The organism is Kosakonia sp. R1.Fl (genome assembly GCF_023516815.1).
Lineage (GTDB): Bacteria > Pseudomonadota > Gammaproteobacteria > Enterobacterales > Enterobacteriaceae > Kosakonia.
On sequence record NZ_JAMGSQ010000001.1, the window covers coordinates 885,479 to 911,917 of the forward strand.

The following is a 26,439-nucleotide window of genomic DNA, read 5'->3' on the forward strand; positions in this document are numbered from 1 at the left end:
CCCTATGGGAGAGTGGCATCGCAAGAGAAGAAACCTCTCCCAACCGGGAGAGGTTTTTTATTACAGTCGAACCGGTTTGATATGCCAGATATTCTCGGCATATTCCTGAATAGTGCGATCCGACGAGAAGTACCCCATATTTGCGATGTTACGCATCGCTTTATTGGTCCACTCTTCCGGGTGGCGATAAAGCTCATCCACTTTTTCCTGGCAGTCGACATAGCTGCGGAAATCCGCCAGTACCTGATAATGGTCGCCAAAGTTGATCAAGGAATCGACGAGATCGCGGTAGCGCCCGGGTTCCTGCGGGCTGAATAAGCCAGTGGCGATTTGCGTCAGCACCTGATGCAACTCTTCATCTTTCTCGTAGTATTCACGCGGCTTATAGCCCTTGCGCCGCAGCGCTTCGACTTCATCCGCCGTGTTACCGAAGATAAAGATATTCTCTTCACCAACATGTTCCTGCATCTCAACATTCGCGCCATCCAGCGTGCCAATCGTCAGCGCGCCGTTGAGGGCAAACTTCATATTACTGGTGCCGGATGCTTCCGTGCCCGCCAGTGAAATCTGCTCGGAAAGATCCGCCGCCGGAATAATAACCTGCGCGAGACTGACGCTGTAATTGGGGATAAACACCACTTTCAGTTTGTCACCAATCTGCGGATCGTTGTTGATCACCTGCGCGACATCGTTGATCAGATGGATAATATGTTTCGCCATGTAGTAAGCAGATGCGGCCTTGCCGGCGAAGATATTGACGCGCGGCACCCATTGCGCCGTGGGATCGGCCTTGATGCGGTTATAACGAACAATAACGTGCAACACGTTCATTAGCTGGCGCTTATATTCATGAATGCGTTTGATCTGCACATCGAACAGCGCTTTCGGGTTCACCACCACGTTCAGTTGCTGGGCGATAACAATCGCCAGCCGCTTTTTATTCTCCAGCTTCGCCTGGCGCACCGCCTGGTTCACCGTCGGGTAATCAATATGCTGCTCCAGCTCGCTCAACTGACTGAGATCGGTACGCCATGTGCGGCCAATATTTTCATCCAGCACATGCGAAAGCGACGGGTTCGCCAGCGCCAGCCAGCGTCGCGGCGTCACGCCGTTAGTGACGTTGAGAAAACGCATCGGGAAGATTTCTGCGAAATCGGCAAACAGCGACTGCACCATTAAATTGGAGTGCAGCTCGGAAACGCCATTCACTTTATGGCTCACCACCACCGCCAGCCAGGCCATACGCACCCGGCGTCCGCTGGCTTCGTCAATAATCGACGTGCGGCTCAACAAATCGGTGTTATTCGGGTGCTGCTCCTGCAAAGTTTTGAGGAAATAATCATTAATCTCAAAGATGATTTGCAAATGGCGCGGCAAAATTTTACCCAGCATGTCTACCGGCCAGGTCTCCAGCGCCTCACTCATCAACGTGTGGTTGGTGTAAGAGAAGACCTGACAGGTCACCTCAAACGCGTCATCCCATTCGAATTTATGCTCGTCTATAAGCAGACGCATCAGTTCGGGAATCGACAGTACCGGGTGAGTGTCATTGAGGTGAATGGCAATTTTGTCTGCCAGATTGCTAAAAGTCTGGTGCAGCTGATAGTGGCGGCTGAGGATATCCTGCACCGTCGCGGAGACCAGGAAGTACTCCTGACGCAGACGCAACTCACGACCGGAGTAGGTTGAATCATCCGGGTAGAGGACGCGGGAGACGTTTTCCGAGTGGTTTTTATCTTCCACGGCGGCAAAGTAGTCACCCTGGTTGAATTTGCCGAGGTTGATTTCACTACTCGCCTGCGCGTTCCACAAACGCAGCGTGTTAGTCGCGTCGGTATCGTAGCCGGGGATAATCTGATCGTAGGCAACAGCCAGGATCTCTTCGGTTTCAACCCAGCGGCTCTTTCTGCCTTCCTGCTGAATGCGCCCACCAAACCGCACTTTGTAGCGCGTGTTGTGGCGTTTAAACTCCCACGGGTTGCCGTATTCCAGCCAGTAATCCGGCGACTCTTTCTGCCGCCCGTCGACGATGTTCTGCTTGAACATCCCGTAGTCGTAACGAATGCCGTAGCCGCGACCGGGCAATCCCAGCGTCGCCAGCGAATCCAGGAAGCAGGCCGCCAGTCGACCCAGCCCGCCGTTGCCAAGACCGGGGTCGTTCTCTTCATCAATCAGCTCTTCAAGGTCGAACCCCATTTCATCCAGCGCATTTTTCACATCGTCATAGATACCGAGTGAGAGCAAGGCGTTAGAAAGGGTACGACCAATCAGAAACTCCATCGACAAGTAGTAAACCTGGCGCACTTCCTGAGAGAGCTGCGCACGGGTGGAACGCAGCCAGCGCTCCACCAGCCGATCGCGCACGGCAAACAGCGTGGCGTTCAGCCATTCGTGGCGATTGGCGACAGCCGGATCTTTACCGATGGTGAACATCAGTTTGTAGGCAATCGAATGTTTTAACGCCTCAATACTTAACGTAGGTGAAGCATAAGTAAAAGGTGCATTCATATAAGTGATTCCTGGAAAACTATTTCAACCGAAAGTAAAGATCGCGGTATGACTGCGCGGCGACCTGCCAGCTAAAATCCATCGCCATCGCCTGACGTTGCACAAAACGCCAAAGCGATGGACGGGACCACAACACGAAAGCACGCCTGATGGCCCTAAGCAGCGACCAGGCATTACTATCTTCAAAGACAAAACCGCTGGCGACGCCATCCGCCAGGTTTTCCAGCGAACTGTCGGAAACCGTATCCGCCAGCCCGCCCGTGCGGCGCACTAATGGCAGCGTGCCGTACTTGAGGCCATACAATTGCGTCAGGCCGCAGGGTTCAAAGCGGCTCGGCACCAGAATCACATCCGCCCCGCCCATAATGCGGTGCGAGAACGCTTCGTGGTAACCAATCTGCACCCCCACCTGCCCGGAGTGTTCCGCGGCGGCGGCGAGGAACCCTTCCTGCAATACCGGATCGCCCGCGCCGAGCAGCGCCAGTTGACCGCCCTGCTCCAGCAGCCCAGGCAAGGCTTCGAGCACCAGATCCAGCCCTTTCTGGCTGGTCAGGCGGCTCACCACCGCAAACAACGGGACTTTGTCGTTCACTTTCAGCCCCATCGCCACTTGCAACTGGCGTTTGTTTTCCGCTTTTTCTTCCAGCGTATCGCGCGTGTAGCGCGCACCGAGCAGCAAATCGGTGGCCGGATCCCAAATTTTCTCATCCACGCCATTCAGGATGCCGCTCAGGCGACCTTCCTGCTGGCGCTGGCGCAACAATCCTTCCATGCCATAGGCGAACTGCGGTTCGGTGATCTCACGCGCGTACGTCGGGCTGACGGCGGTAATATGGTCCGCGTAATACAACCCCGCCTTGAGAAACGAAATCTGTCCGTTGAACTCCAGCCCGTGCATATTAAAGAACGACAATGGCAGTTCGATGTCATTCATATGCTGTGCATAAAACATGCCCTGATAGGCAAGGTTATGCACCGTAAACACCGACTTGGCCGGATGCCCCTTCGCCGCGAGGTACGCCGGTGCCAACCCTGCATGCCAGTCGTGCGCGTGCACCACATCCGGGCGCCAGAATGGATCAAGTCCGCTAGCCATTTCGCTGCCGACCCAACCGAGTAACGCAAAACGTAGTACGTTGTCGGTATAGGCGAACAAATTCGTGTCGTGATAGGGACTTCCGGGCCGATCATACAGATGCGGCGCATCGATCATGTAAATCCCCACCCCGTTGAAGTGACCGAATAACAGCGAAATGTGGCCGGCAAACGTCTCACGCCGGGACACCACTTTCGCATCGCTCACGCCACGACGAATATCAGGGAACGCAGGTAACAGAACGCGAGTATCAACACCACCGGCAATTTGTGCCGCAGGCAACGCGCCAATCACGTCTGCCAGACCCCCGGTCTTCAGCAACGGAAACATCTCAGAACATACATGTAAAACCTGCATTATCGCTCCTGTTCAAAACCCGTTGGCCTTGACGCCAGAAAGGGGGAAACAGCGCGCGGACCCCTTCCGCGCAAGGTTATAATCAGATGCTTTCAGCTTTTAATTTGCGCAACATTTCTCGTGTGACCAACACAATGCCTTCTTCGGAACGGTAAAAGCGACGCGCATCTTCTTCCGCATTTTCACCAATCACCGTGCCTTCCGGTATCACGCAGCCTCTGTCGATAATGCAGCGATGGAGGCGACAGGAGCGCCCCACCCACACTTCCGGCAGCAAGACCGAAGAGTCGATATTGCAGAATGAGTTGACGCGCACGCGGTAAAACAACACCGACTGCACAACAACCGATCCTGAAATAACGCAACCGCCGGAAACCAGCGAGTTCAACGTCATGCCGTGGCTGCCCGACCTGTCCTGGACGAATTTCGCCGGGGGTAAAGATTGATTATAGGTACGGATAGGCCAATTTTGATCGTACATGTCCAGTTCCGGCATCACCGAGGCTAAATCCAGGTTCGTTTTCCAGTAAGCTTCGAGCGTGCCGACATCCCGCCAGTATGGGCCAGCATCAGGATCGGACTGCACGCAGGACAACGGGAAAGGGTGCGCATACGCCATGCCAGACTTCACTATCTGCGGAATGATGTCCTTACCAAAATCATGGCTGGAATTTTCATTCTCATCGTCCTGCTCCAGCAGGTCGTACAGATACTCCGCGTCAAAAATATAGATCCCCATGCTGGCCAGCGCCTTGCTGTCGTCACCTGGCATACAGGGCGGCGACGCGGGTTTCTCTACGAAGTCGATTATTTTGTCGTTCTCATCAACGGCCATTACGCCAAAAGCGGTGGCTTCATGTACGGGCACCGGCAGGCAGGCAACGGTGCAGCGCGCCTCTTTTTCCACATGGTCAATCAGCATGCGCGAGTAGTCCTGCTTGTAGATGTGATCGCCCGCCAGGATGACGATGTACTCCGCGCGATAACGACGAATGATGTCGAGATTCTGCGTGACGGCATCTGCCGTACCGCGATACCAGTTTTCACCATGCACACGCTGCTGAGCGGGCAGCAGATCGACAAACTCATTCATTTCGTTATTAAAAAACGACCAGCCGCGCTGAATATGTTGAATCAGCGTATGCGACTGGTACTGCGTAATGACGCCAATTCGTCGAATGCCGGAGTTAATGCAGTTGGAAAGTGCGAAATCGATGATGCGGAACTTGCCACCGAAGTGCACCGCAGGTTTGGCGCGTTTTTTGGTTAAATCTTTCAGACGCGTCCCCCGGCCGCCCGCCAGGATCAGGGCAACAGATTTTAGTGGCAACTGGCGCGCCAGCATTGTTGGGTCGTTCTTATCTAATCTCACCATGACTAACTCCTTTTTTATGACCGCTGAAATACGCACACTCCATGCGCGGGCCCGTGCCAGACAGAGACGATGACCGGATTGTCCTCTCCGGCAAAAGGCGGAATGGCGCACCATTCACCTGCGGGTAAAGCCATTTCTGCAACTTCTGCGGTGGCATTAAGGGTGATTAACACGCTGTCAGATAACAGGATCTGTAAGCGGTGCACCCCGTTTTGCCACGCCTGCGGCGTGAGCTGTTGCCCTTCGTCATTTAACCAGGCGACGTTGCCGTCACCCTCTTCCCACCACGCGTCACGCGTGAGCGCAGGAATACGCTGGCGCAAATGGATAAGCGCGGCGGTAAAAGTCACCAGCCCGCTATCCACCTGGCTCCAGTCAAGCCAGGTTAATGCGTTATCCTGGCAATAAGCATTGTTATTGCCGTGCTGGCTATGCCCCATTTCGTCGCCAGCCAGCAACATCGGCGTGCCTTGCGAAAGCAGTAACGTGGTTAAGAGCGCGTGCATGCTCGCACGCCGTCTTTCAACCACATCAAGGCTGCCACCGAGTCCTTCTGTTCCATGGTTAAAGCTGTGATTACTGTTGGTGCCGTCGCGGTTGTCTTCGCCATTGGCTTCGTTGTGTTTATGGTCAAAAGAGACACAATCCCGCAGCGTAAAACCGTCATGCGCGGTGATCAGATTGATCGAGGCCGATGGCAGACGACCATCGCGTTTGAACACATCGCTGGACGCGGCAAAGCGCCCGGCGAACTCCCCCAATGAGAGAGATTGTTCGAGCCAGAACCGACGCGTCGCATCGCGGAAATGGTCGTTCCACTCGGCAAAAGGCGGCGGATAGTTCCCCACCTGATAACCACCGGGACCGATATCCCACGGCTCGGCAATCAGCTTCAGAGCGCGCAGGAGCGGATCGTTTTTAATGGCGTTAAACAGCGGTGCCTGCTGGCTGAATTCCGGCGTGCGTCCCATCACCGAGGCCAGATCAAAGCGGAAACCATCCACATGAAAGGTTTCGACCCAGTAACGCAGACAGGCATGTGCGTAATCCACCACATCGGCGTTATTCAAATTCAGCGTGTTACCGCAGCCGGTCCAGTTGTGGTAATCGCCGTCCTCGCGGATCCAGTAATAGCTACGGTTGTCGACGCCGCGCAGCGAGAAGGTCGGCCCGTCGAGATCGCTTTCGGCGCTATGGTTGAGGACGATATCGAGGATCACTTCGATTCCCGCCCGATGCAGCGCTTTTACCGCATCGCGAAACTCGTTAATTGCCTGCGCCGGGTTACTGGCGTAGCGGGGTTCCAGCGCAAACAGCGCCAGCGGGTTATAACCCCAGTAATTAGACAGCCCCAGCCGCTGCAGGCGCGGCTCGCTGGCGAAATGCGCCACGGGCAATAATTCCAGCGCAGTGATCCCCAGTTGTTTAAACCAGTTGATCATCACCGGGTGGCCCAGCGCCTTGTAGGTGCCGCGTATTTCCTGCGGCAGCGCCGGGTGCAACCACGTCAGCCCTTTGACATGTGCTTCGTAAATGACCGTGTTACCCCAGGGGATGCGCGGTGGCGTGTCCTCTTCCCAGTCGTAATTGTCATGCACCACTACGCTGCGTAAGCCGAGCGCGGCGTTATCGTGAGGATCCGGCGCGTCATAACCACCGTGAAATAACGGGTTGTCGAGCGTTTCGCCTTCAACACGTCGCGCACACGGATCGAGTAGTAATTTGGCCGGGTTAAAACGGTGTCCACGAGCGGGTTCCCACGGGCCGTGAACACGGTAGCCGTAATGCAAGCCCGGCTTCGCGCCCGGCAGAAAACCGTGCCAGATATCGCCGGTGCGACCGGGTAAGTCGACGCGCTGTTCATTGCCTTCGTCATCGAACAGGCAAAGTTCCACGCGCTCAGCATGGGCGGAAAACAGCGTAAAGTTTACGCCGTTGCTCTGCACATGCGCTCCGTGGGGCGTCGCTTTTCCGGTCATCAGCCTGCTCATTCGCCCTCCCGCACCAGCCAGATCGTCGCCAGCGGCGGTATGGTCAACAGCAGAGAGTGTTCACGTCCGCGATTAGCGATCGCGTCGCTGTGTACCACGCCGCCATTGCCGGTGTTGCTACCGTGGTAATGCATTGAGTCGCTGTTCAGCTCTTCGCGCCAGCGACCCGGCTGATTGATACCAATGCGATAACCGGGGCGCGGGACAGGGGTAAAGTTGCTGACCACGATAATTTCATTGCCCTGCTTATCACGGCGCACAAAGGCAAACACCGAGGCTTCATGGTCATCCACCACCAGCCATTCAAAACCGTAAGGGTCGAAGTCCAGCTCGTGCAACGCTTTGTGATGGCGATAAACCTGGTTCAAATCGCGCACCAGACGCTGCACGCCGTGATGCCAGTTATCACCGCCCTCCAGCAGGTGCCAGTCGAGGCTGGCATCGTGGTTCCACTCGCGCCCCTGCGCAAATTCGTTGCCCATAAACAGCAGCTTTTTACCGGGGAACGCCCACATCCAGGCGTAATAGGCGCGCAGATTGGCGAACTTTTGCCAGGCATCGCCGGGCATACGATCAAGAATCGATTTCTTGCCATGCACCACTTCGTCATGGGAAAGCGGCAGGATAAAGTTTTCGGTGTAGTTATAGAGAATACCGAAGGTCATCTTGTCGTGGTGGTACTTGCGGTACACCGGATCAAGCTTCATGTAATCCAGCGTGTCGTGCATCCAGCCGAGGTTCCATTTGTACCAGAAGCCCAGCCCGCCTTGCGACGGCGGGCGCGACACGCCAGCGAAATCGGTGGACTCTTCCGCCATGCTGACGGCACCGGGCGCTTGTTCACCGATAATGCGGTTGGTATTGCGCAAAAACTCAATCGCTTCCAGGTTCTCACGACCACCGTATTCATTGGGGATCCATTCCCCCTCTTTGCGGCTGTAGTCGCGGTAGATCATAGACGCCACCGCATCCACGCGCAGGGCGTCAATACCGAAGCGTTCAATCCAGTACAGCGCGTTACCAACCAGGTAGTTGCTCACTTCCCGGCGACCATAGTTGTAAATCAGCGTGTTCCAGTCCTGGTGATAACCTTCACGCGGGTCGCTGTGCTCGTAGAGTTTGGTGCCGTCGAAATCTGCCAGACCAAAATCATCGGACGGGAAATGGCCCGGCACCCAATCGAGGATCACCCCTAAACCAGCCGCGTGCGCGGTGTGAATAAAGTGCAGGAAATCGTCGCGCGTACCAAAGCGGCGGGTTGGCGCGTACAAACCGGTAGGTTGATACCCCCAACTGCCATCGAACGGGTGTTCATTCACAGGCATCAACTCAAGATGGGTGAAGCCCATCCATTTCGCGTAAGGCACGAGCTGGTCCGCCAGCTCGCGATAGCTGAGCCAAAAATTGTTGTCGGTATGGCGACGCCAGGAGCCCAGATGAACTTCATAGATACTGATTGGCGCATCGAATTCATTGGCGCGTTTGCGTTCTTCGCTCTGCGTTTTCTTGCCCGGCAAGCCGCAAATCAGCGACGCGCTGTCGGGCCGCATTTGCGCCTCAAATGCATAAGGATCAGCTTTGATACGCAGCTTACCTTGCGCATCAATCATCTCGAATTTATAGAGCTGCCCATTGAGCGCGCCGGGGATGAAAAGCTCCCAGATACCGCTTTCCCGACGCAGGCGCATCGGGTGGCGGCGGCCATCCCAGTAGTTAAACTGCCCTACCACGGAGACGCGCTGCGCATTCGGCGCCCAGACGGAGAAACGGGTACCCACCACGCCATCGACCGTATCGGCATGCGCTCCCAGCGTTTCGTAAGGCCGCATATGCGTGCCTTCGCTCAGCAGCCAGGCATCCATATCCTGGATTAACGGGCCAAAACGGTAGGGATCGTCAATCAGGTTTTGTTGGCCGTGCCAGATAACGGCGAACTGATAATAAAAAGGATTTTTACGGCGTTGCATCACGCCGCTAAAGAATCCCCTGGAATCCAGGCACTCCAGTTTTCCCACTTTGCGCCCGGTTTTCGGCTCGATAACCCACACTTCGGTGGCATCAGGCAGCAGCGCACGTACTTCCAGACCGGCTTCGGTCTGGTGCATCCCCAGCACCGAAAAAGGATCAGCAAAATGACCCGCAATAAGCGCGTTAATGACGTCTTTATCAACACGAACGGACATGGTTCTCATCCTGTTGTTGTGGCATCGCACCTTCCACCGTAGTAAGTCCGGTTGCGACACTTTTTTGACCTGAACGGCGCAGCACCAAATGTGCATCCTCTCTGCTCCGTCCCATCTTCAGGCAAGATGTTCCGACACCTTGTCTAAAGCATAGCCAACACTTTTCAACACTTGAGAAAATAAACACATCTGTGCTTCTTTCTGGCAAAAAAGCACAAAAAAAGGGCGCCGTAGCGCCCCTTGTGGTGGTGAACTCTGTTACGCCAGTTGGCGCAACATACGACGTAGCGGTTCGGCCGCGCCCCATAACAGCTGGTCACCAACGGTAAAGGCTGAGAGGAACTCCGGCCCCATGTTCAGTTTACGCAGACGACCAACCGGCGTGGTCAGCGTGCCGGTGACGGCGGCAGGCGTCAGTTCGCGCATGCTGATTTCGCGATCGTTTGGCACCACTTTCGCCCACGGGTTATGCGCCGCCAGCAGCTCTTCGATAGTCGGAATCGACACATCTTTTTTCAGCTTGATGGTGAACGCCTGGCTGTGGCAGCGCAGCGCGCCGATGCGCACGCAAAGGCCATCGACCGGGATCACATTCGCGGTGTTGAGAATTTTGTTGGTTTCAGCCTGACCTTTCCACTCTTCGCGGCTCTGGCCGTTATCAAGCTGTTTGTCGATCCACGGGATCAGGCTGCCCGCCAGTGGTACGCCAAAGTTATCGACCGGCAGCTCGCCGCTACGGGTCAGCGCGGTCACTTTACGTTCGATATCCAGAATCGCTGACGCCGGATCGGCAAGCTCGGCGGCAACATGGCTGTGCAACTGACCCATTTGCGTCAGCAGTTCACGCATATGGCGCGCGCCGCCGCCGGATGCGGCCTGGTAAGTGGCAACTGATACCCACTCCACCAGATCGTTGGCAAACAGCCCGCCGAGCGACATCAGCATCAGGCTGACGGTGCAGTTACCGCCGACAAAGGTTTTCACGCCGTTGTTCAGGCCGTCGTTGATCACCGCCTGGTTAACCGGGTCGAGGATAATGATGGCGTCATCTTTCATGCGTAAAGAGGAAGCCGCGTCGATCCAGTAACCCTGCCAGCCGCTTTCACGAAGCTTTGGATAGATTTCGTTGGTATAATCGCCGCCCTGGCAGGTGACAATGATGTCGAGTGCCTTCAGCGCTTCCAGATTGAACGCGTCCTGAAGCGTGCCTGCTGTACTTCCGCCAAACGCGGGTGCAGCCTGCCCAAACTGGGAAGTGGAAAAGAAGACAGGGCGAATGGCGTCGAAATCGCGCTCTTCAATCATGCGCTGCATGAGAACGGAGCCGACCATTCCGCGCCAACCGATAAAACCAACATTTTTCATAGCGAAGTTCCTGCGAAGGTGTGTGCTGTGTATACGAACCAGTATCCCACTGGGAATAGCCACATTACAAAATGCAGCCAAAGTCGCAAGTGAAATTAATCAATGATCGCGAACGTATCAGAAATGCAGCTAATTACTGTAATTTTGCCGACTGCGTCAGGGATAAGAGTGAATGACTGATATCATCTCCGCCACCGTGTTGTTGATCCTGATTATGGATCCCCTGGGCAACCTGCCCATCTTTATGTCGGTACTGAAACACACCGAGCCGAAGCGCCGACGGGCAATCATGATCCGCGAGCTGCTCATTGCGCTGCTGGTGATGTTTATCTTCCTCTTCGCCGGGGAAAAAATCCTCGCGCTACTCAATTTACGCGCGGAGACGGTTTCTATCTCCGGCGGCATTATTCTATTCCTGATTGCCATTAAGATGATTTTCCCTAGCGAATCCGGTAGCAGCTCTGGCCTGCCCGCTGGCGAAGAGCCGTTTATCGTCCCGCTGGCAATCCCGCTGGTGGCAGGCCCAACGCTGCTGGCAACGTTAATGCTGCTTTCCCATCAATATCCGAATCAAATGAGCCACCTGGTGATTGCGCTGCTGATTGCCTGGGGCGGCACGGTGGCTATCTTGTTGCAATCGTCGCTGTTTTTGCGCCTGCTCGGCGAGAAAGGGGTTAACGCACTGGAAAGGCTGATGGGGCTGATTCTGGTGATGCTCGCCACCCAGATGTTCCTGGATGGGATTCGGGTGTGGATGAAGGGGTAAAACGAACCCTCTCCCGACGGAAGAGGGTTGGCAAACTTAGCTCAACAGTGAAAACGCAATCATCCCGATAATCGCACCGGTGGTGCCAAGGATGGTTTCCATCATCGTCCAGGTTTTCAGCGTTTGCGCTTCGGTTGCGCCGGTAAAGCGGCCATACAACCAGAAACCGGCGTCGTTCACGTGGCTTACCACAATCGAACCGCCCGCGATGCAGATAGAGAGTGCTGCCATCTGCGCGCCGTTGAAATGCAACTGTTCAATAACCGGCATTACCAGGCCGACAGCCGTCAGACAAGCAACCGTGGCGGAACCCTGAATAATGCGCACAGCGGCAGCCAGCACAAAACAGGTGATCGCGATAGGCAAGCCCATGCCGGTCAGCGCTTCGCCCAGTGCCGGGCCAACGCCGGAATCCACCAGCACTTGCTTGAACACGCCGCCCGCACCAATCACCAGCAGAATAATGCCCGCCGGTTGCAACGCCTGACCGCAAATTTCCATCACGCGATCTTTCGGCATCCCCTGTCGCATCGCCAGGCCATAAATCGCCACCAGGCACGCAACGAGGATCGCGGTGAACGGGTGACCGATAAACTCCAGCCAGTCGTACAAATTGCTGCCTTCGGTAACGAAACGCGCGGCAATGGTTTTCATCCCCACCAGCACCAGCGGGAGCAAAATCAGCGACAGGCTGAAACCGAACGAGGGCATTTTGCCTTCGCCCAGGTGCGGCTCGCTAATATCATCAGGAATGTGCAGCTCCACATGGCGGCTGATAAAGTTGCCCCATAGCGGACCGGCAATCAACATGCCCGGAATTGCCGCGCACAGGCCAATCAGGATCATCCAGCCGAAATCTGCGTGCATCTGCGATGCCAGCAGCATCGGCGCAGGCCCCGGCAGCAGAAACGCCGCGGCTGCCGCAACGCCAGCGAACAGTGGAATCACCAGTTTCACCAGGTTGGTGCCGGTATGGCGTGCCATGGAAAACGCCACGCTAATCAGCAGCACAATCGCCACTTCAAAGAACAGCGGCAGCGCACAAATCAGCCCCGCCAGACCAATCGCGTAATGGGCGCGGTTGTGGCCGAAAGAGTGGAGCATTTTGACAGCGATTTGGTCCACCGCGCCGGTCTCGTGAAGGATTTTGCCGAACATCGCGCCGAGCGCGACCACAATCGCCAGAAAGCCGAGCGTACCGCCCATCCCTTTTTCCATGGTCTGCGCGATTTTAATCAACGGCATCCCGGAAAAAAGCCCTGCACCAATGGAAACCACCATCAAAGCAACGAAAGCGTGCATACGCGCTTTCATCACTAAAAACAGCAGCAGCAAAACCGAGCCTACTGCTGTTAAAACAAGCGTTAATGTACTCACTTAGCACTGCCTTTAGTAATGACTTCAATGGTGCTGGCAACAACACCATCCAGCGGCTGGTCAATATCCACAACCAGAACATCCGGCTCATCCGCGCCCGGTTCTTGCAGCGCTTCAAACTGCGTTACCAACATTTGCGTTTTGAAGAAGTGCCCTTTACGCGCTTTCAGACGGCCTTCAATCACGTCGAAATCGCCTTTCAAATAGATGAAAGAGAGGTTCGGGTTACCGTCGCGCAGCTGGTCGCGATAGTGTTTTTTCAGTGCCGAGCAAACAATCAGCGACACTTTGTTGGTGCGCTGCATGGCGAAAGCGGCGTCGTTCAGCGCCTGCAGCCATGGTTTGCGGTCATCGTCGTTCAGCGGTTCACCGGACGCCATTTTGGTGATGTTGCTGCGCGGATGGAGGAAATCGCCGTCGAGAAACGCGGCATGTAACTGATGCGCCACTTCGCTGGCGACAGCGGATTTTCCGCTGCCTGAAACGCCCATCAGAACATAAACGTGGTGATCAAGGTTAGTCGTGCTCAAGGGTAGCCCCCACTGGTGCAAGAGTGAATTGTTACGGGTAACTGTTATCGGTAACATTGTCCTGCCGGGGTAATGGAGAAGCAATATCCATTCGTGCCAGAGATAAATAAGTGTGAGCTAGCTCAAATTTGTCAGACTAAATAGATCCGCCCGGTGACAAAGTGAAACCTAAATCTAACATTTTCGGCGTAACTGACTCACCACGAATGCGCGCCAGTAAGCGTTCAGCGCCAATTCGCCCCATGCGTTCACGCGGCGTGAGCACGCTTGCCAGACGCGGCTCCATTACCTGGCCAATGTCGTGACCGTGGAACCCGGCGATTGCCATATCCTGCGGAATTTTCAGCCCCAGACGCTGGCACTCAAACGCCGCGCCAACGGCAAGGTCATCGTTCGTACAAAAAATTCCGTCAAGCTGAGGGTACTCGCGGCGCGCCTGGCGCATCAGCTCAATGCCAGCGGTGTAAGAAGAGGATTGTTCCACCATCACGCTGTATGGCGTTAAACCCGCATCCAGCATCGCCTGCTCGTAACCCTTCTGTTTGATGATAGTACGTTCGTCCAGGCGTGCGCCGAGATAAGCAACCCGACGGTGGCCGCGCTCAATGATGGCGGTCGTTATCTGCCGCGCCGCTTCGAAGTTATCAAAACCAACGGCGATATCGAGGCAAGGCGAGCGGCTGTCCATTAACTCCACCACCGGAATTCCAGCAACTTCAATCATTTTCAGCGTGCGCGGGGTATGGGTACGTTCGGTAAGGATCAGGCCGTCAATGTTCCATGAGAGCATCGATTCCAGGCGCTCTTCTTCCATTTCGGCTTTGTAACCGTAGTGCGCCAGCATGGTTTGATACCCGTGCGCGTCGGTCACGCTTTCAATGCCGCGTAACACTTCGGCGAAAACCTGGTTGGTCAGGGAAGGGAGAAGCACACCAATCGCCCGGCTGGTGGCGTTAGAGAGAATATCGGGAGCCCGATTTGGAATGTAACCCAGTTCATCAAGCGCAGCAGCTATTTTGCCCCGTAACGCGACGGAAACTTGCTCCGGGTTACGCAAAAAACGGCTGACGGTCATTTTGGTCACGCCAACGCGATCGGCCACATCCTGAAGTACGGGTCTTTTCTTTTTCATCGTCCTGACATTTTTTCTGAGTAAGAGATTTCCTCAGTTTATCACGGACAACGCGCAACCTTCCGGCCAAAACCAGGAGGTTGCGTCATTTATTTAACCAACATCATACCGGCGGCAGATCGAACAGCAGGATTTCACTGTCGCTATCGGCATGCACCGAGATAGCCTGCTCATCCCAAATGGCCAGACCATCGCTGGTGGTGGCTTTTGTCCCGTTGATAGTGACTTCGCCTTTCACCACCTGGATCCACACGCGGCGTTCAGCGGCAATCTGGTGTACAGACTGCTCATCTTTCAGCAAAGCCCAGCGGTAAAGCTCCATATCCTGATGCACTTTCAGCGAACCATCACGCGCATCCGGCGACAGCACCAGTTGTTTGCCCTGCAACGCATCAAAGCGGCGCTGTTCATAGCGCGGCGTGATGCCGTTAGTTTCTGGAATGATCCAGATTTGATACAGGCGCAGACGGTCGGTTTTGCTCGGGTTGTATTCCGAGTGACGCACCCCAGTACCGGCGCTCATAATCTGGAACTCGCCCGCAGGAACCTGCTCTTTGTTGCCCATGCTGTCCTGGTGTTCAACCGCCCCTTCCAGCACATACGTCAGGATTTCCATGTCTTTGTGCGGGTGAGTGCCAAAGCCCTGGCCTGCATCGATAACGTCATCGTTAATCACACGCAGTGCCGAGAAGCCCATAAAATTTGGGTCGTAATAGTTGGCAAACGAGAAAGTGTGCCAGGAATCCAGCCAACCATGATTTGCATGGCCACGGTCATTTGCTTTGCGTAAGAAGATCATCTTGTTTACCCCCGTATGTTTTCGATGGAGTAAGTGTGGACGCAATTGACCAACGATCATAGAGGGTGAAAATTGACTCCTCTGTTCAAAAAAAGTGAACAAGTTGCGAGGAGTCTTTTTCAGTTATTTCGCGAGGGTTATCGTGGCAGGAGAAGCCTGCTCAAAGGCGCGTTCCAGCAGTTCAAGGTTGGTGAGAACTTCAGATTCCTTGACGTAATTTGGCGCACCGTTTGAAAGCGTTTCGTACAGCGCATCGTAGACGCGGCCATAGTCACCAGTTTCCGGAGCGACCTCTTCCCGCACCGTTTCACCTGCCGCATTCACATATTCCAGAATGCCTTTGCTGTCGTCAGCAGCAAAATCGGGATCGCCCGGCATGATATTGGCTTTCAGGCTGGTTTCCTGCTGGTCGATGCCGTATTTAATAAACGACCCTTTAGTGCCATGGACGATAAATTTCGGGTAATCAATCTTCACCAGATGGCTGGTTTTGACGATGGCTTTCAAATCGCCGTAAAACAGCTGGGCTTCGAAAGTATCGTCCGGGTTGGCTTTATTGCGCAGGCTGCGGATGTCATACGCGGCGTGATCCGGGCGGCCAAACAGCGAAATGATTTGATCCATCGTATGCACGCCAAGGCCATAGAATGAGCCGTCCTGCGGCAAACCAGGTTTGGTTTCCGCTACCGGGCGGTAGTAATCAAAATGGCTTTCGATTTCCACGATGTTGCCGAGTTTGCCGCTTTCAATCGCCTTTTTCGTAGTGAGGAAGCAGGAGTCAAAACGGCGATTCTGGTACGGCGTTACCGTCAGGCCTTTACGTTTTGCCAGCTCGAACAGCGTTACCGCTTCCGCCATTGTTGGAGTGAACGGTTTTTCCACCAGCACATTTTTACCCGCTTCCAGTGCGCGCTTCGCGTAGTCGAAATGGCTGTCGGCATGAGTACAGACGATCACCAGTTTGACCTGCGGATCATTAAAGATGTCGTCAATATCGCTGGTGAAGTGAATGTGTTGATACTGCGGATGCTGCTCTTCCGGCTTCGGGTGGCGGCGAAAAATATGCGCCACATGCCAGCTGTCTTTGCGGTGCAGAACATACGGGAGGTGATAACGGGTGGTGCTTTTACCAAAGCCGATAAAGGCGCAATGTAGCGTCATAATCCAGTCCTTATCAAGTTGACTCTCACAACCATAGCGCATCTGCAAAGGACATGTCCCTGACCCTTTTCCCAAAAGGGCGGCAAACGGGAAGGCAAATCGCAGGCAAAAAAAAGCCAGCACGCGGCTGGCTAAGAAATACTGGAAGCAATGTGAGCAATGTCGTGCTTTCAGGATTACCGCAACGGTTTCCCTGAACGCATGGCAATAATAATCATTATCATTCGCACCTGTCCACTTTTTTTTGCAAAAAATGGCAGTTGACGCTTCGTCAGAAAGCCAGGAAGGTAGCTGTCTACCCCATCAACAGGAGAAGCAGGATGAGCAAGATAGTGGTACGCCATGCCGAAGCGCGCGATGCAGAATCTTTACGTCAGTTTTATGCGCAACCCGAGGTGTACCATAACCTGCTACAGCTACCTCATCCCCCTGCTGAACTGTGGGAAGATCGCCTGAAGCCGCAACCCGGTCGCCGCCAGTTAGTCGCCTGTATTGACGAGCAAGTCGCCGGAAACCTGACGTTAATGGTGGAACAAAACCCGCGCCGCAGCCATGTGGCGATATTCGGCATGGCGGTTTCATCCGCCTTCCAGAACCGTGGCGTCGCCAGCGCGCTGATACGTGAGATGATTAACCTGTGCGATAACTGGCTGCGTATTGAACGCATTGAGCTAACGGTATTTGTCGATAACGCTCCGGCGCTGGCGGTGTATCGCAAGTTTGGTTTTGAAATCGAAGGCACCGCTAAGCGCTATGCGCTGCGTAATGGCGAATTTGTTGATTCGTACTTTATGGCACGCATGAAAGGCTAAAAAGATATCCTCTCCCCAACGGGGAGAGGATTTGTTCAGTATCCGGCGGTTAAATCATCCACCGAACGCGGATCCGACGCGCCATACAGCGTACCGTCCGGCCCGACCATAATGCTCTGCGTACTGCCCATCGCTTCCTTCACCGTCACTTTTTGTCCTTTCTGCTCAAGCAGTTTTAGCGTATCCGGGCTAAAGCCTTTCTCGACGCGCAGTTCATCCGGTAGCCATTGATGATGAAAACGCGGCGCATTAGTAGCTTCGGCGACATTCATCCCAAAATCGATGCTATTCACTACCATTTGCAGCACCGTGGTGATAATTCGGCTACCGCCGGGGCTGCCGGTGACCAGCCAGGTTTTGCCATCTTTCAGCACAATGGTTGGCGACATTGAAGAGAGCGGACGTTTGCCCGGCCCAATCGCATTCGCATCGCCGCCCACCAGCCCGTAGACATTCGGCACACCCGGTTTGGCAGAGAAATCATCCATTTCGTTATTCAGCAGAATGCCGGTATTGCCAGCGACAATCCCGGTGCCGAATACCGTATTCAGCGTATAAGTGACCGCAACCGCATTGCCATCTTTATCCACCACCGAGAAGTGCGTGGTTTGGTTACTTTCGTAAGGTTCCAGCTTGCCGGGGCGGATCTGGCTGGAGGGGCGTGCTTTGTTGACATCAATCTGCGCGGCGATCGATTTGGCGTACTCTTTGTTGGTTAACGCCTGCCACGGCACTTTGACAAAATCCGGGTCGCCCAGATATTCCGAACGGTCGGCGTAGGCATATTTCTCCGCCTCGGTCATCACCTGCATCGCATCCGCACTGCCGAAGCCATACTTCGCCAGATCGAAGTTTTCCAGGATATTGAGGATTTCCACGATATGAATCCCGCCTGATGAGGGCGGTGGCATGGAGTAAACCTCGTAACCGCGATAGCTGCCGCTTATCGGCGTGCGCTCCACGGCTTTGTAGTTGGCTAAATCCTCTTTGGTGATAAGCCCGCCATTTTTGCTCATCTGCTGGGCGATTTGCTCAGCAATCGCGCCTTTGTAGAAGGCATCCGGGCCTTTCTCCGCAATCATCTCCAGACTTTTGCCGAGATTGCTTTGCACCAGCTTGTCGCCCTTTTTCAGCGGTTCGCCATCTTTCCAGAAAATGGCTTTGCTGGTTTCGTGGTTAGGCAACACTTCGCTGCCATAGGTTTTCAAATCGCCCGCCAGCGCATCGTTCACCACAAAGCCCTGTTTCGCCAGCTTGATGGCCGGTTGTACCACTTTGTTCAGCGGCAGCGTGCCGTACTTTTCCAGCGCCAGCGAGAACCCCGCAACGGTGCCGGGCGTGCCGGACGCCAGGTGGGACGTCAGGGATTTTTTACTGTCCGGGTTGCCCTGATCGTCGAGAAACATATCGCGTGTCGCGCCAGCGGGTGCCATTTCACGGAAATCAATCGCCGTAACGTTCCCTTCTTTGCTACGAATCAGCATGAAGCCGCCACCGCCAAGATTACCAGCCTGCGGGTGCGTGACCGCCAGCGCGTAACCAACCGCCACCGCAGCATCCACCGCGTTACCGCCCTGCTTGAGAATATCGACACCGACGCGCGTGGCGGTTTCATCCACCGAGGCAACCATGCCTTGTTTCGCTACAACAGGATGAAAGACATCGGCTTCAACCCCGTAAGACACAGGAGGCGGCGCAGTTGCCTGCCCTTCTGGCGGCGCTGCCACAACGCCAAAACATCCTCCCGCCATCAGCGCGGCAATCGCCAGCCAACGCGCAAACTTCTGTTTCATCATCGTCGTTCTCCCAGGTAAGGGCTACAGTCCCCGCTTAAGCCTGGTTCACAACTCTTAAAAATGCATTGTCACGAATGAAAGCGAGTAAACTGATAGGAAACCTCAATGGAGGACAGGACGATGAAACGATTACTGATTCTGGCGGCGCTGCTGCCCTTTAGCGCTTTCGCACAGTCATTAAACACCACCAATGATCCGCACCAGCCTGGGTATGTGATCCCAAGCCAGCAGCGGATGCAGACGCAGATGCTCAACCAGCAGCAACAGCATCAAGGAATGCTGAAACAGCAGATGCAGACGCAAACCCAGCTACAACAGCAACAATTGCAGATGCAGATGAATAACAATTCCCAACGGGTAAGGCAGGCGCAGCCGGGGGAGTTCAATCCCGGCGGCCAGCAAGTGCTCCCCAACAACAGTCCCGGGATGCTCAGCGGGGGAACAACTAGCAGCGGTATGACGCAGCAACATATGCTGCCGCAAACGCAAAACGGCGACATGCTGCAAAGCACATCGCCGTCGACAACACCTTAGTACTGGAAGTGCGGCCCGATATCGTCGATTTTATCGGTGCAGATGCAGTCAACGCCCCAGCGCAGAAGTTCCGCCGCCCGTGCGGGCTGATTGACGGTATAGACCAGGATGCGCAAGCCCGCATCGCGTAGCATACGCACGCGGGCTTCATCCAGCAGTTTATGGTTCAGATGGATCGACACGCAGCCCAACCGCTCAGTGAGCGCCTGCCAGTCATCGCGCCACTCATCAAGCAGCAGACCACGCGGCAGTTCCGGCGCAGCTTGTTGTGCCGCTTCCAGCGCGTCAATTTCAAACGATGAAAGCAGCGGCGGTGTCATTCCGTCCCACAGCTCGCGCGCGGCCAGCGCCACCACTTTACCGGTGAGCGCCCCGGTGCCAGTGGTCGGTTTAATTTCGATATTCGCCATCATGCCGTGCTGGCGGCAGCGCTCGGCCACTTCAGAAAGCAGCGGCAGCGGTTCGCCTTTGAATTCACCGCTGAACCAGCCACCCGCATCCACTTTCAGCAGATCGTTCCACGCCAGTTCACCCGCGACGCCCCAACCGTTACTGGTACGCTCCAGATTGTCGTCATGCAGCAGGAAAATCTGCCCATCTTTCGACAGCTTGGCATCGAACTCAATCATCGTGTGCCCGTAACGCGCGCCAACATCAATGGCGGCCAGTGTGTTTTCCGGTGCCAGTTTACCGCCGCCGCGATGGGCGACAATGTGGGGATATGGCCAGTTGCTCATACTCGTTGTCCTGTTTCACCATCAAATAAGTGCAGGTGATTTTCCGGCAGATGGAGCCACAGCGTGCTGCCCGCTGTCGGGCGATCCTGATGCGACAAACGCACCACCAGTTTCTGCTCGCCCCAGCGACCATGCGCTAAGTTATCCGCGCCGAGGATCTCCAGCGTGTCCATCACCAGCGGTACACCGCCTGCGGCCTGTGAGCTTAGCGCAATATGTTCCGGGCGGATACCCAGCGTCATCTTGCGGCCTGCATACCCGCGATAGTACCAGTTGATCGGCAGCGCCATGCCGCTCTCCAGTTCAAAGTGCGTACCGGCGCTGCTGATACGGCCATCAAGCAGGTTCATCGCCGGGCTACCGATAAAGCTCGCCACAAAGCGGCTGGCGGGTTTTTCATACACCTCAACCGGCGTACCGATTTGCTCCGCCACGCCTTTATTCATCACCAGCACGCGCTGCGCCAGCGTCATGGCTTCCACCTGATCGTGAGTAACATACAGCGAAGTGGTGTTCAGGCGGCGATGCAGCTGTTGCAGCTCAAGGCGCATCTGTACGCGCAACTTAGCATCGAGGTTGGAAAGCGGTTCATCGAAGAGAAACACCGCCGGATCGCGGACAATCGCACGGCCCATCGCCACACGCTGGCGCTGGCCACCAGAGAGTTCGCGCGGGCGGCGTTTTAACAGGCCCTCTAATTCAAGAATACGCGCCGCTTCCGCGACACGCCCGGCGATATGCTCTTTACCCATGCCGCGAATTTTCAGCCCCCACGCCATATTCTCTTCCACACTCATGTGCGGGTAGAGCGCATAGTTCTGGAACACCATCGCAATACCGCGATCTTTGGGTTCCATTTCGGTGACGCGCTGGGTATCAATCCAAATATCCCCGCTGGTTACGCGCTCCAGGCCTGCGACCATGCGCAGTAGCGTTGATTTACCACAGCCCGACGGGCCAACCATCACAATAAACTCACCATCGGCGACATCCAGCGTCAGCGGCTGGATCACCTGGGTTTTGCCGCTGTCCCAACTCTTGGTGACCGCTTGTAATTTTAATCCTGCCATATAAGGTTGCATCTCTTGATTGTTCGTGAACGTCGCTGGCGGCCATTTTTGCCCAAGGCAAGGCGCGAGCGGCGAAGTTTGGTGGGCCCAAATAAAACGCGAGTAACGCAGCTTTGGGCAAAAATGGCCCCAGTCCTTCGGGACGCGTGCCGAAACCGCGTACTCTACGTTGTCGGATTTGGACATAGGCCCACTATGTCCATCATCCTCCGCCTTGATTACACGATTTCGGCTCAGCGTCGACGTCACGCACAATCAAGGGATACAACCTACTTCTCACTGTCGACCAGGCCACGCACAAAGGCGCGCTGCATGGCTAAAACGATAACGACCGGGGGGATCAACGTCAGCAACATCGCTGCCATGACCTGGTTCCATTGCGTGGTGCTTTCACCGCTGGCAATCATGCTTTTTACCCCCGCCACGGCGGTGCCAAGATTGACGTCGCTGATGATCAGCAGCGGCCACAAATACTGGTTCCAGCCGTAGATAAAGGTGATGACGAACAGCGCCGCGAGGTTGGTTTTTGACAACGGCAACACGATGTCACGGAAAAAACGCATTGGCGATGCGCCATCAATTCGCGCGGCTTCCATCAACTCGTCCGGCAAGGTCATAAAGAACTGGCGGAACAAAAACGTTGCTGTTGCGGAGGCCATCAGCGGCAGCGTCAAACCGGTGTAGCTGTCGAGCATTTTCAGGTTCGCAATCACTTCCACCGTTGGGAAAATACGCACCTCAACCGGCAGCATCAGTGTGCAGAAGATCATCCAGAAGAAGAGGTTACGCAGCGGAAAGCGGAACCAGACAATGGCGAAGGCAGAGAGCATCGATACGGCGATTTTGCCGACGGTGATGACAAACGCCATGATGAAGCTGTTGCTCAGCATCAACCAGAACGGCGCGCTATTCGCGCCAATACCCTTGACCCAGATGTTGCGCAGGTTCTCCCACAAGTGGGTGCCGGGGACAAGCGTCATGGGCGTGTCGTACACGGCGTTGATATCCAGCGTCGCCGTTACGAAGGCGACATACAGTGGGAACAGCACCACCGCAATCCCGAGAATAAGCATGATATGGCTGAATAACGTCAGCCCGGGGCGATTCTCAATCATTGGTAGCGCACCTTACTTTCAACATAACGGAACTGGACCACCGTCAGCACTATCACCAAAAACATCAGCACCACCGACTGTGCCGCAGACGTGGAGAGATCCAACCCGGCGAAACCTTCGCGGTAAATTTTATAAATCAGCGTCGTCGTCGCCTGAACCGGGCCACCGGCTGTCGCGGCGTCGATCACCGGGAACGTGTCAAAAAAGGCGTACACCAGGTTAACCACCAGCAGGAAAAAACTCACCGGCGCAATGAGCGGCAGTGACAATTTGAAGAAGCGACGGATCGGCCCGGCACCGTCAATGGCGGCGGCTTCAACCAATGAGCGCGGAATTGACTGCAAAGCGGCAAAGAAGAACAGGAAGTTGTAGCTGATCTGCTTCCATACCGAAGCAAAAACCACGAGGAACATGGCCTGGCCGCTGTTTTGCGCATGGTTCCAGTCATAGCCAAACTGCGCCAGAAAATGGGTAAGCAAGCCGCGACCGGGGTTAAAGAGAAAAATCCACAGCACAGCGGCAACCGCTGGCGCAACGGCGTAGGGCAGCAGCATCAGCGTTTGATAAATGCGGCTGCCGCGCACCACGTTATCCACCAGCGCGGCAAAAAACAGGGAAACCAGCAGGCCGCTGAACGTCACCCACGCGCTAAAGCGCATGGTGGTCCAGAAAGAGTCCAGGTAATAGCTGTCGTGAAACAGCGCGACGAAATTATCCAGCCCGACAAACTGGCTGGAGAGGCCGAAGGGATCGACACTTTGTACCGAATACCACAGCGCTTCAGCCGCAGGCCAGATAAAGAAAATAATGGTGATCGCCAGCTGCGGCGCTACTAACACGTATGGGAGCCAGCGCGAACGAAACACCGGACGGGATGAGGACATAAGCAACTCTTTTCAGATAGGCCGGATAGCAACGGCCTACCGTAAAGTAGGCCGTGTTTGTCTGCGGGGTAAGTGCATCTTCCCCGGCAAAGCGCTACATCAAGACTTGGTTGACTGCTCGAAGCGGCGCAGCAACTGGTTACCACGCTCAACGGCGGAATCGAGCGCCTGTTGCGGGGTTTTCTTACCGGTCCACACGCTTTCCAGCTCTTCATCAACAATGGTACGGATCTGCGGCATGTTGCCCAGACGCAGACCTTTGGTGAACGCCAACGGCGGCTTGTTCAGCATCTGACGCGTAGCGATATCTGCGCCCGGGTTCTTGTCATAGAAGCCCTCTTTACGCGTCAGATCGTACGCTGCGGTAGTGATCGGCAGGTAGCCAGTTTTCTGGTGCCACTCCGCTGCGTTTTCCGGTTTCGCCAGGAAGTCGAGGAACTGGGCAACGCCTTTGTAAGTGGCATTGTCTTTACCCTGCATCACCCACAGGCTTGCGCCGCCAATGATGGCGTTCTGCGGCGCACCTTTCACGGTGGCGTCATACGGCATCATGCCAACGCCATAATTGAATTTGGCGTAATGGCGAATATCTGCCAGCGAACCAGAAGAGGCAGTAGTAATGGCGCAGTCGCCGTTATAGAACTTCTCAGTGGACTCATCTTTACGCCCGAAGTAGCTGAAATCGCCTTTTTTGTTCAGCTCTTCCAGCATGGCGATGTGTTTCACCTGCTCCGGCTTATTGAACTCCAGTACCGCGTCAGTACCGTCAAAGCCGTTGTTTTTGGTCGCAACCGGCAGGCCATGCCAGGCGCTGAAGTTCTCAATCTGGATCCAGCCCTGCCAGCCGCTGGCGTAGCCGCATTTCATCCCGGCTGCTTTCAGCTTGGCGGTGTATTCGGCCAGATCCTGCCAGGTTTTCGGCGGCTGATCCGGGTTCAGACCCGCTTTTTTAAAGGCATCTTTGTTGTAATACAGCACTGGCGTAGAGCTGTTGAACGGCTGAGAGAGCAAATGACCCGTTTTAGAATCGGTGTAGTAACCCGCAACGGTCGGCACAAACTGGCTTTCATCAAAGTTGATGCCCGCGTCTTTAAACACCTGGTAGACCGGTTTGATCGCTTTAGACGCCATCATGGTGGCGGTACCGACTTCATAAACCTGCAAAATCGCCGGTGCGTTACCGGTACGGAAGGCAGCGATACCCGCGCTCAGGCTCTGCTCGTAGTTGCCTTTATAGATCGGTACGATTTTGTAATCCGGGTGGGTGTCATTGAAACGTTGCGCCAGGGAGTCAACTTCTTTACCTAACTCCCCTTCCATCGAATGCCAGAACGGAATGGTGGTTACCGCCATGGCGTTACCTGCAAAGACTAACCCCATCGCCAGACCCAAAGCTGTATGTCGTAACGTTGTCATTGTGCTCTCTCTTGTTATGCGGATGCGCGATTTTATGCTCGCGAGGTAACATGACATGCTCGAATTACAGAAAAATAACCATTTAATTACAAATAGATGACAGCCAGGCGTCAGGAAAATGTCGCCAGGATGATGGTACGGTGAAGGAAAAATGGCGGTTAACGGGGTGGCCGTCGCGCTTTAGAAAGGAAAAAGGGCTTCCCTGTTAAACTGAGAAGCCCTTTATAAAGGCGCTTAGAGGTATGCACATTACCGTTTCCCCTGAAAAGGCAGGGATTTCTCCCTGCCTCCAGGTTGCTACTTACCGGATTCGTAAGCCATGAAAGCCGCGACCTCGCGGAACCCATCTTTGTAACGAATTTCGCACAGCGATTTCCGTGTCAGATAAGTGAATATCAGCAGTGTGAAACACACGATAAACACGCACCAGATAAGGGTTCCTTGCGGTAGCTTCATAACCTGCGGCTCCTTGCCTTTCGGCGGGTAAGAGGCTACTCTACATGTGTCGAGCATATAGACAGGCCTCGTTGGTTAATTGAAAAATGACCTTCGGGGCTTTCTTCTTTCTGCCGCACAACTTTTTACCGTCATGAGGCAAAAGCCTCAAGCGCCACCCGCATCATATCCCATCAAGCCGTCTGGTCGCATCGCAGGAAAACGTTTTTAAGACAAAAAAACCGGCCCTTGCGAGACCGGTTTAAATGCTATTACATCAACAAGTTACCCGCCCAGGTAAGCGCTGCGCACCGCTTCGTTCGCCAGTAACGCGTCGCCGGTGTCTTCCAGCACTACATGGCCGTTTTCCAGTACATACCCGCGATCGGCGAGCTTCAGCGCCTGGTTAGCGTTCTGCTCCACCAGGAAGATGGTCATGCCCTCTTTTCGCAGTTGCTCAATGGTGTCGAAAATTTGCTGAATAATGATCGGCGCAAGACCCAGCGAAGGTTCATCCAGCAGTAACAAACGCGGCTGGCTCATCAGCGCGCGGCCAATCGCCAGCATCTGCTGCTCGCCGCCGGACATAGTGCCAGCCCGCTGTATGCGGCGCTCGTGCAGGCGCGGAAACAGTTCATAAACCCGTTGAATACGCGTCTGATACTGCTCGCGGTCGGCGAAAAAACCGCCCATCGCCAGGTTCTCTTCCACGGTCATCCGTGAAAAGACGCGGCGGCCTTCCGGCACAATTGCCACGGCTTCGCGCATAATTTTCGCGGTCTGCCAGTCGGTAATGTCTTTGCCATCAAACACAATGCGTCCGCTGCTGGCGCGCGGATCGCCGCACAGCGTACCGAGCAACGTGGTTTTCCCCGCGCCGTTGGCACCAATCAGCGTCACGATCTCGCCCTGGTTAATATGCAGGCTGACATCATGCAGCGCCTGGATTTTGCCGTAGTGAGCGCTAACTTTGTCAAAAGATAACATCGCCTTTTCCATC

At 55.0% G+C, this 26,439-nt stretch carries 22 protein-coding genes and 1 pseudogene; 3 read left to right on the plus strand and 20 right to left on the minus strand.

The genetic code is table 11. The features are described from left to right. Positions 1 to 60 precede the first annotated feature (60 nt). From glgP to asd, 6 genes are all read right to left on the minus strand, one after another. Positions 61 to 2,508 (minus strand): glycogen phosphorylase, encoded by a 2,448-nt coding sequence (glgP, locus tag M8Q36_RS04230; protein WP_249880098.1) that lies wholly within the window; start codon positions 2,506 to 2,508, stop codon positions 61 to 63. A 19-nt stretch (positions 2,509 to 2,527) separates the two neighbouring features. After that, positions 2,528 to 3,961, minus strand: a complete 1,434-nt coding sequence (gene glgA / locus M8Q36_RS04235) for a glycogen synthase GlgA (protein ID WP_017459547.1) — start codon at positions 3,959 to 3,961, stop codon at positions 2,528 to 2,530. An 82-nt stretch (positions 3,962 to 4,043) separates the two neighbouring features. After that, a complete protein-coding gene (gene glgC / locus M8Q36_RS04240; protein ID WP_020455569.1) occupies positions 4,044 to 5,336 on the minus strand; it encodes a glucose-1-phosphate adenylyltransferase in 1,293 nt (430 codons plus the stop codon). A gap of 14 nt (positions 5,337 to 5,350) precedes the next feature. Further along, on the minus strand, positions 5,351 to 7,327 hold the full coding sequence (gene glgX / locus M8Q36_RS04245) for a glycogen debranching protein GlgX (protein WP_249880099.1): 1,977 nt from the start codon (positions 7,325 to 7,327) through the stop codon (positions 5,351 to 5,353). Further along, entirely contained in the window at positions 7,324 to 9,510 is a 2,187-nt protein-coding gene (glgB, locus tag M8Q36_RS04250) for a 1,4-alpha-glucan branching enzyme (protein WP_249880100.1), read from the minus strand. Before glgB ends, glgX begins: the two co-directional genes overlap by 4 nt. A gap of 258 nt (positions 9,511 to 9,768) precedes the next feature. Next, positions 9,769 to 10,875 (minus strand): aspartate-semialdehyde dehydrogenase, encoded by a 1,107-nt coding sequence (asd, locus tag M8Q36_RS04255; protein ID WP_020455572.1) that lies wholly within the window; start codon positions 10,873 to 10,875, stop codon positions 9,769 to 9,771. A gap of 172 nt (positions 10,876 to 11,047) precedes the next feature. On the opposite strand from asd, the gene M8Q36_RS04260 reads away from it, so the two are divergent. Next, the gene (locus tag M8Q36_RS04260) at positions 11,048 to 11,641 is read left to right on the plus strand and encodes a YhgN family NAAT transporter (RefSeq protein WP_017459552.1); all 594 of its coding nucleotides are present in this window, start codon (positions 11,048 to 11,050) and stop codon (positions 11,639 to 11,641) included. 36 nt (positions 11,642 to 11,677) lie between these two features. On the opposite strand, the gene gntU is transcribed toward M8Q36_RS04260, so the two are convergent. The 5 genes from gntU to M8Q36_RS04285 all read right to left on the minus strand — a co-directional run bounded on the left by gntU (position 11,678) and on the right by M8Q36_RS04285 (position 16,640). Further along, the gene (gntU, locus tag M8Q36_RS04265) at positions 11,678 to 13,018 is read right to left on the minus strand and encodes a gluconate transporter (protein WP_249880101.1); all 1,341 of its coding nucleotides are present in this window, start codon (positions 13,016 to 13,018) and stop codon (positions 11,678 to 11,680) included. Then, positions 13,015 to 13,548 carry a gluconokinase gene (gene gntK, locus M8Q36_RS04270; RefSeq protein ID WP_249880102.1) on the minus strand — a complete coding sequence of 178 codons (534 nt, stop codon included), beginning with the start codon at positions 13,546 to 13,548 and terminating at the stop codon, positions 13,015 to 13,017. The genes gntU and gntK overlap by 4 nt, the downstream gene beginning before the upstream one ends. A 136-nt stretch (positions 13,549 to 13,684) precedes the next feature. Continuing rightward, positions 13,685 to 14,680, minus strand: coding sequence for a gluconate operon transcriptional repressor GntR (gene gntR, locus M8Q36_RS04275; protein WP_097406480.1), 996 nt, complete (start codon positions 14,678 to 14,680; stop codon positions 13,685 to 13,687). A 103-nt stretch (positions 14,681 to 14,783) separates the two neighbouring features. Beyond that, positions 14,784 to 15,479 (minus strand): pirin family protein, encoded by a 696-nt coding sequence (locus M8Q36_RS04280; protein ID WP_200551355.1) that lies wholly within the window; start codon positions 15,477 to 15,479, stop codon positions 14,784 to 14,786. 123 nt (positions 15,480 to 15,602) lie between these two features. Beyond that, positions 15,603 to 16,640: an oxidoreductase gene (locus M8Q36_RS04285; protein ID WP_249880103.1), complete on the minus strand. Its 1,038-nt coding sequence runs from the start codon at positions 16,638 to 16,640 to the stop codon at positions 15,603 to 15,605. 320 nt (positions 16,641 to 16,960) lie between these two features. On the opposite strand from M8Q36_RS04285, the gene yhhY reads away from it, so the two are divergent. After that, entirely contained in the window at positions 16,961 to 17,452 is a 492-nt protein-coding gene (gene yhhY, locus M8Q36_RS04290; protein WP_249880104.1) for an N-acetyltransferase, read from the plus strand. A 35-nt stretch (positions 17,453 to 17,487) separates the two neighbouring features. Here the strand turns inward: yhhY and ggt are convergent, their stop codons facing one another. Next, complete coding sequence (ggt, locus tag M8Q36_RS04295) at positions 17,488 to 19,245, minus strand: gamma-glutamyltransferase (RefSeq protein WP_502825487.1); 1,758 nt, start codon at positions 19,243 to 19,245, stop codon at positions 17,488 to 17,490. Positions 19,246 to 19,368: 123 nt separating this feature from the next. Between ggt and M8Q36_RS04300 the strand changes: the two genes are divergently transcribed. After that, the gene (locus M8Q36_RS04300; RefSeq protein WP_249880106.1) at positions 19,369 to 19,782 is read left to right on the plus strand and encodes a DUF2756 family protein; all 414 of its coding nucleotides are present in this window, start codon (positions 19,369 to 19,371) and stop codon (positions 19,780 to 19,782) included. Here M8Q36_RS04300 and ugpQ read toward each other — a convergent pair. The 8 genes and pseudogenes from ugpQ to livF form a co-directional block, all read right to left on the minus strand. After that, entirely contained in the window at positions 19,779 to 20,519 is a 741-nt protein-coding gene (ugpQ, locus tag M8Q36_RS04305; protein ID WP_249880107.1) for a glycerophosphodiester phosphodiesterase, read from the minus strand. The genes M8Q36_RS04300 and ugpQ overlap by 4 nt on opposite strands. Next, positions 20,516 to 21,589 carry a sn-glycerol-3-phosphate import ATP-binding protein UgpC gene (locus M8Q36_RS04310; protein ID WP_017459562.1) on the minus strand — a complete coding sequence of 358 codons (1,074 nt, stop codon included), beginning with the start codon at positions 21,587 to 21,589 and terminating at the stop codon, positions 20,516 to 20,518. Before M8Q36_RS04310 ends, ugpQ begins: the two co-directional genes overlap by 4 nt. A gap of 269 nt (positions 21,590 to 21,858) precedes the next feature. Further along, positions 21,859 to 22,704: a sn-glycerol-3-phosphate ABC transporter permease UgpE gene (ugpE, locus tag M8Q36_RS04315; RefSeq protein ID WP_249880108.1), complete on the minus strand. Its 846-nt coding sequence runs from the start codon at positions 22,702 to 22,704 to the stop codon at positions 21,859 to 21,861. Continuing rightward, positions 22,701 to 23,588 carry a sn-glycerol-3-phosphate ABC transporter permease UgpA gene (ugpA, locus tag M8Q36_RS04320; RefSeq protein ID WP_020455584.1) on the minus strand — a complete coding sequence of 296 codons (888 nt, stop codon included), beginning with the start codon at positions 23,586 to 23,588 and terminating at the stop codon, positions 22,701 to 22,703. The genes ugpE and ugpA overlap by 4 nt, the downstream gene beginning before the upstream one ends. Before the next feature lie 99 nt (positions 23,589 to 23,687). Further along, positions 23,688 to 25,004 carry a sn-glycerol-3-phosphate ABC transporter substrate-binding protein UgpB gene (gene ugpB, locus M8Q36_RS04325; protein ID WP_017459565.1) on the minus strand — a complete coding sequence of 439 codons (1,317 nt, stop codon included), beginning with the start codon at positions 25,002 to 25,004 and terminating at the stop codon, positions 23,688 to 23,690. Positions 25,005 to 25,301: 297 nt separating this feature from the next. Next, positions 25,302 to 25,400: a Hok/Gef family protein gene (locus M8Q36_RS04330; RefSeq protein ID WP_231943034.1), complete on the minus strand. Its 99-nt coding sequence runs from the start codon at positions 25,398 to 25,400 to the stop codon at positions 25,302 to 25,304. Further along, positions 25,369 to 25,437, minus strand: a pseudogene (locus M8Q36_RS04335) (DUF5431 family protein); the annotation flags it as partial. The pseudogene M8Q36_RS04335 and the gene M8Q36_RS04330, both read right to left, overlap by 32 nt. Before the next feature lie 287 nt (positions 25,438 to 25,724). Beyond that, positions 25,725 to 26,438, minus strand: a complete 714-nt coding sequence (gene livF, locus M8Q36_RS04340; RefSeq protein WP_200551342.1) for a high-affinity branched-chain amino acid ABC transporter ATP-binding protein LivF — start codon at positions 26,436 to 26,438, stop codon at positions 25,725 to 25,727. Position 26,439: the final 1 nt, after the last annotated feature.

Bases quoted from the DNA above. Each gene is read 5' to 3' on its own strand.
- glgA (WP_017459547.1), bottom strand. From the start codon at position 3,961: ATGCAGGTTTTACATGTATGTTCTGAGATGTTTCCGTTGCTGAAGACC.
- glgX (WP_249880099.1), bottom strand. From the start codon at position 7,327: ATGAGCAGGCTGATGACCGGAAAAGCGACGCCCCACGGAGCGCATGTG.
- M8Q36_RS04285 (WP_249880103.1), bottom strand. From the start codon at position 16,640: ATGACGCTACATTGCGCCTTTATCGGCTTTGGTAAAAGCACCACCCGT.
- M8Q36_RS04260 (WP_017459552.1), top strand. From the start codon at position 11,048: ATGACTGATATCATCTCCGCCACCGTGTTGTTGATCCTGATTATGGAT.
- gntR (WP_097406480.1), bottom strand. From the start codon at position 14,680: ATGAAAAAGAAAAGACCCGTACTTCAGGATGTGGCCGATCGCGTTGGC.
- glgC (WP_020455569.1), bottom strand. From the start codon at position 5,336: ATGGTGAGATTAGATAAGAACGACCCAACAATGCTGGCGCGCCAGTTG.
- glgB (WP_249880100.1), bottom strand. From the start codon at position 9,510: ATGTCCGTTCGTGTTGATAAAGACGTCATTAACGCGCTTATTGCGGGT.
- yhhY (WP_249880104.1), top strand. From the start codon at position 16,961: ATGAGCAAGATAGTGGTACGCCATGCCGAAGCGCGCGATGCAGAATCT.
- ugpE (WP_249880108.1), bottom strand. From the start codon at position 22,704: ATGATTGAGAATCGCCCCGGGCTGACGTTATTCAGCCATATCATGCTT.
- M8Q36_RS04300 (WP_249880106.1), top strand. From the start codon at position 19,369: ATGAAACGATTACTGATTCTGGCGGCGCTGCTGCCCTTTAGCGCTTTC.
- ugpB (WP_017459565.1), bottom strand. From the start codon at position 25,004: ATGACAACGTTACGACATACAGCTTTGGGTCTGGCGATGGGGTTAGTC.
- asd (WP_020455572.1), bottom strand. From the start codon at position 10,875: ATGAAAAATGTTGGTTTTATCGGTTGGCGCGGAATGGTCGGCTCCGTT.
- M8Q36_RS04280 (WP_200551355.1), bottom strand. From the start codon at position 15,479: ATGATCTTCTTACGCAAAGCAAATGACCGTGGCCATGCAAATCATGGT.
- glgP (WP_249880098.1), bottom strand. From the start codon at position 2,508: ATGAATGCACCTTTTACTTATGCTTCACCTACGTTAAGTATTGAGGCG.
- ugpA (WP_020455584.1), bottom strand. From the start codon at position 23,588: ATGTCCTCATCCCGTCCGGTGTTTCGTTCGCGCTGGCTCCCATACGTG.
- livF (WP_200551342.1), bottom strand. From the start codon at position 26,438: ATGGAAAAGGCGATGTTATCTTTTGACAAAGTTAGCGCTCACTACGGC.
- ugpQ (WP_249880107.1), bottom strand. From the start codon at position 20,519: ATGAGCAACTGGCCATATCCCCACATTGTCGCCCATCGCGGCGGCGGT.
- ggt (WP_502825487.1), bottom strand. From the start codon at position 19,245: ATGAAACAGAAGTTTGCGCGTTGGCTGGCGATTGCCGCGCTGATGGCG.
- M8Q36_RS04310 (WP_017459562.1), bottom strand. From the start codon at position 21,589: ATGGCAGGATTAAAATTACAAGCGGTCACCAAGAGTTGGGACAGCGGC.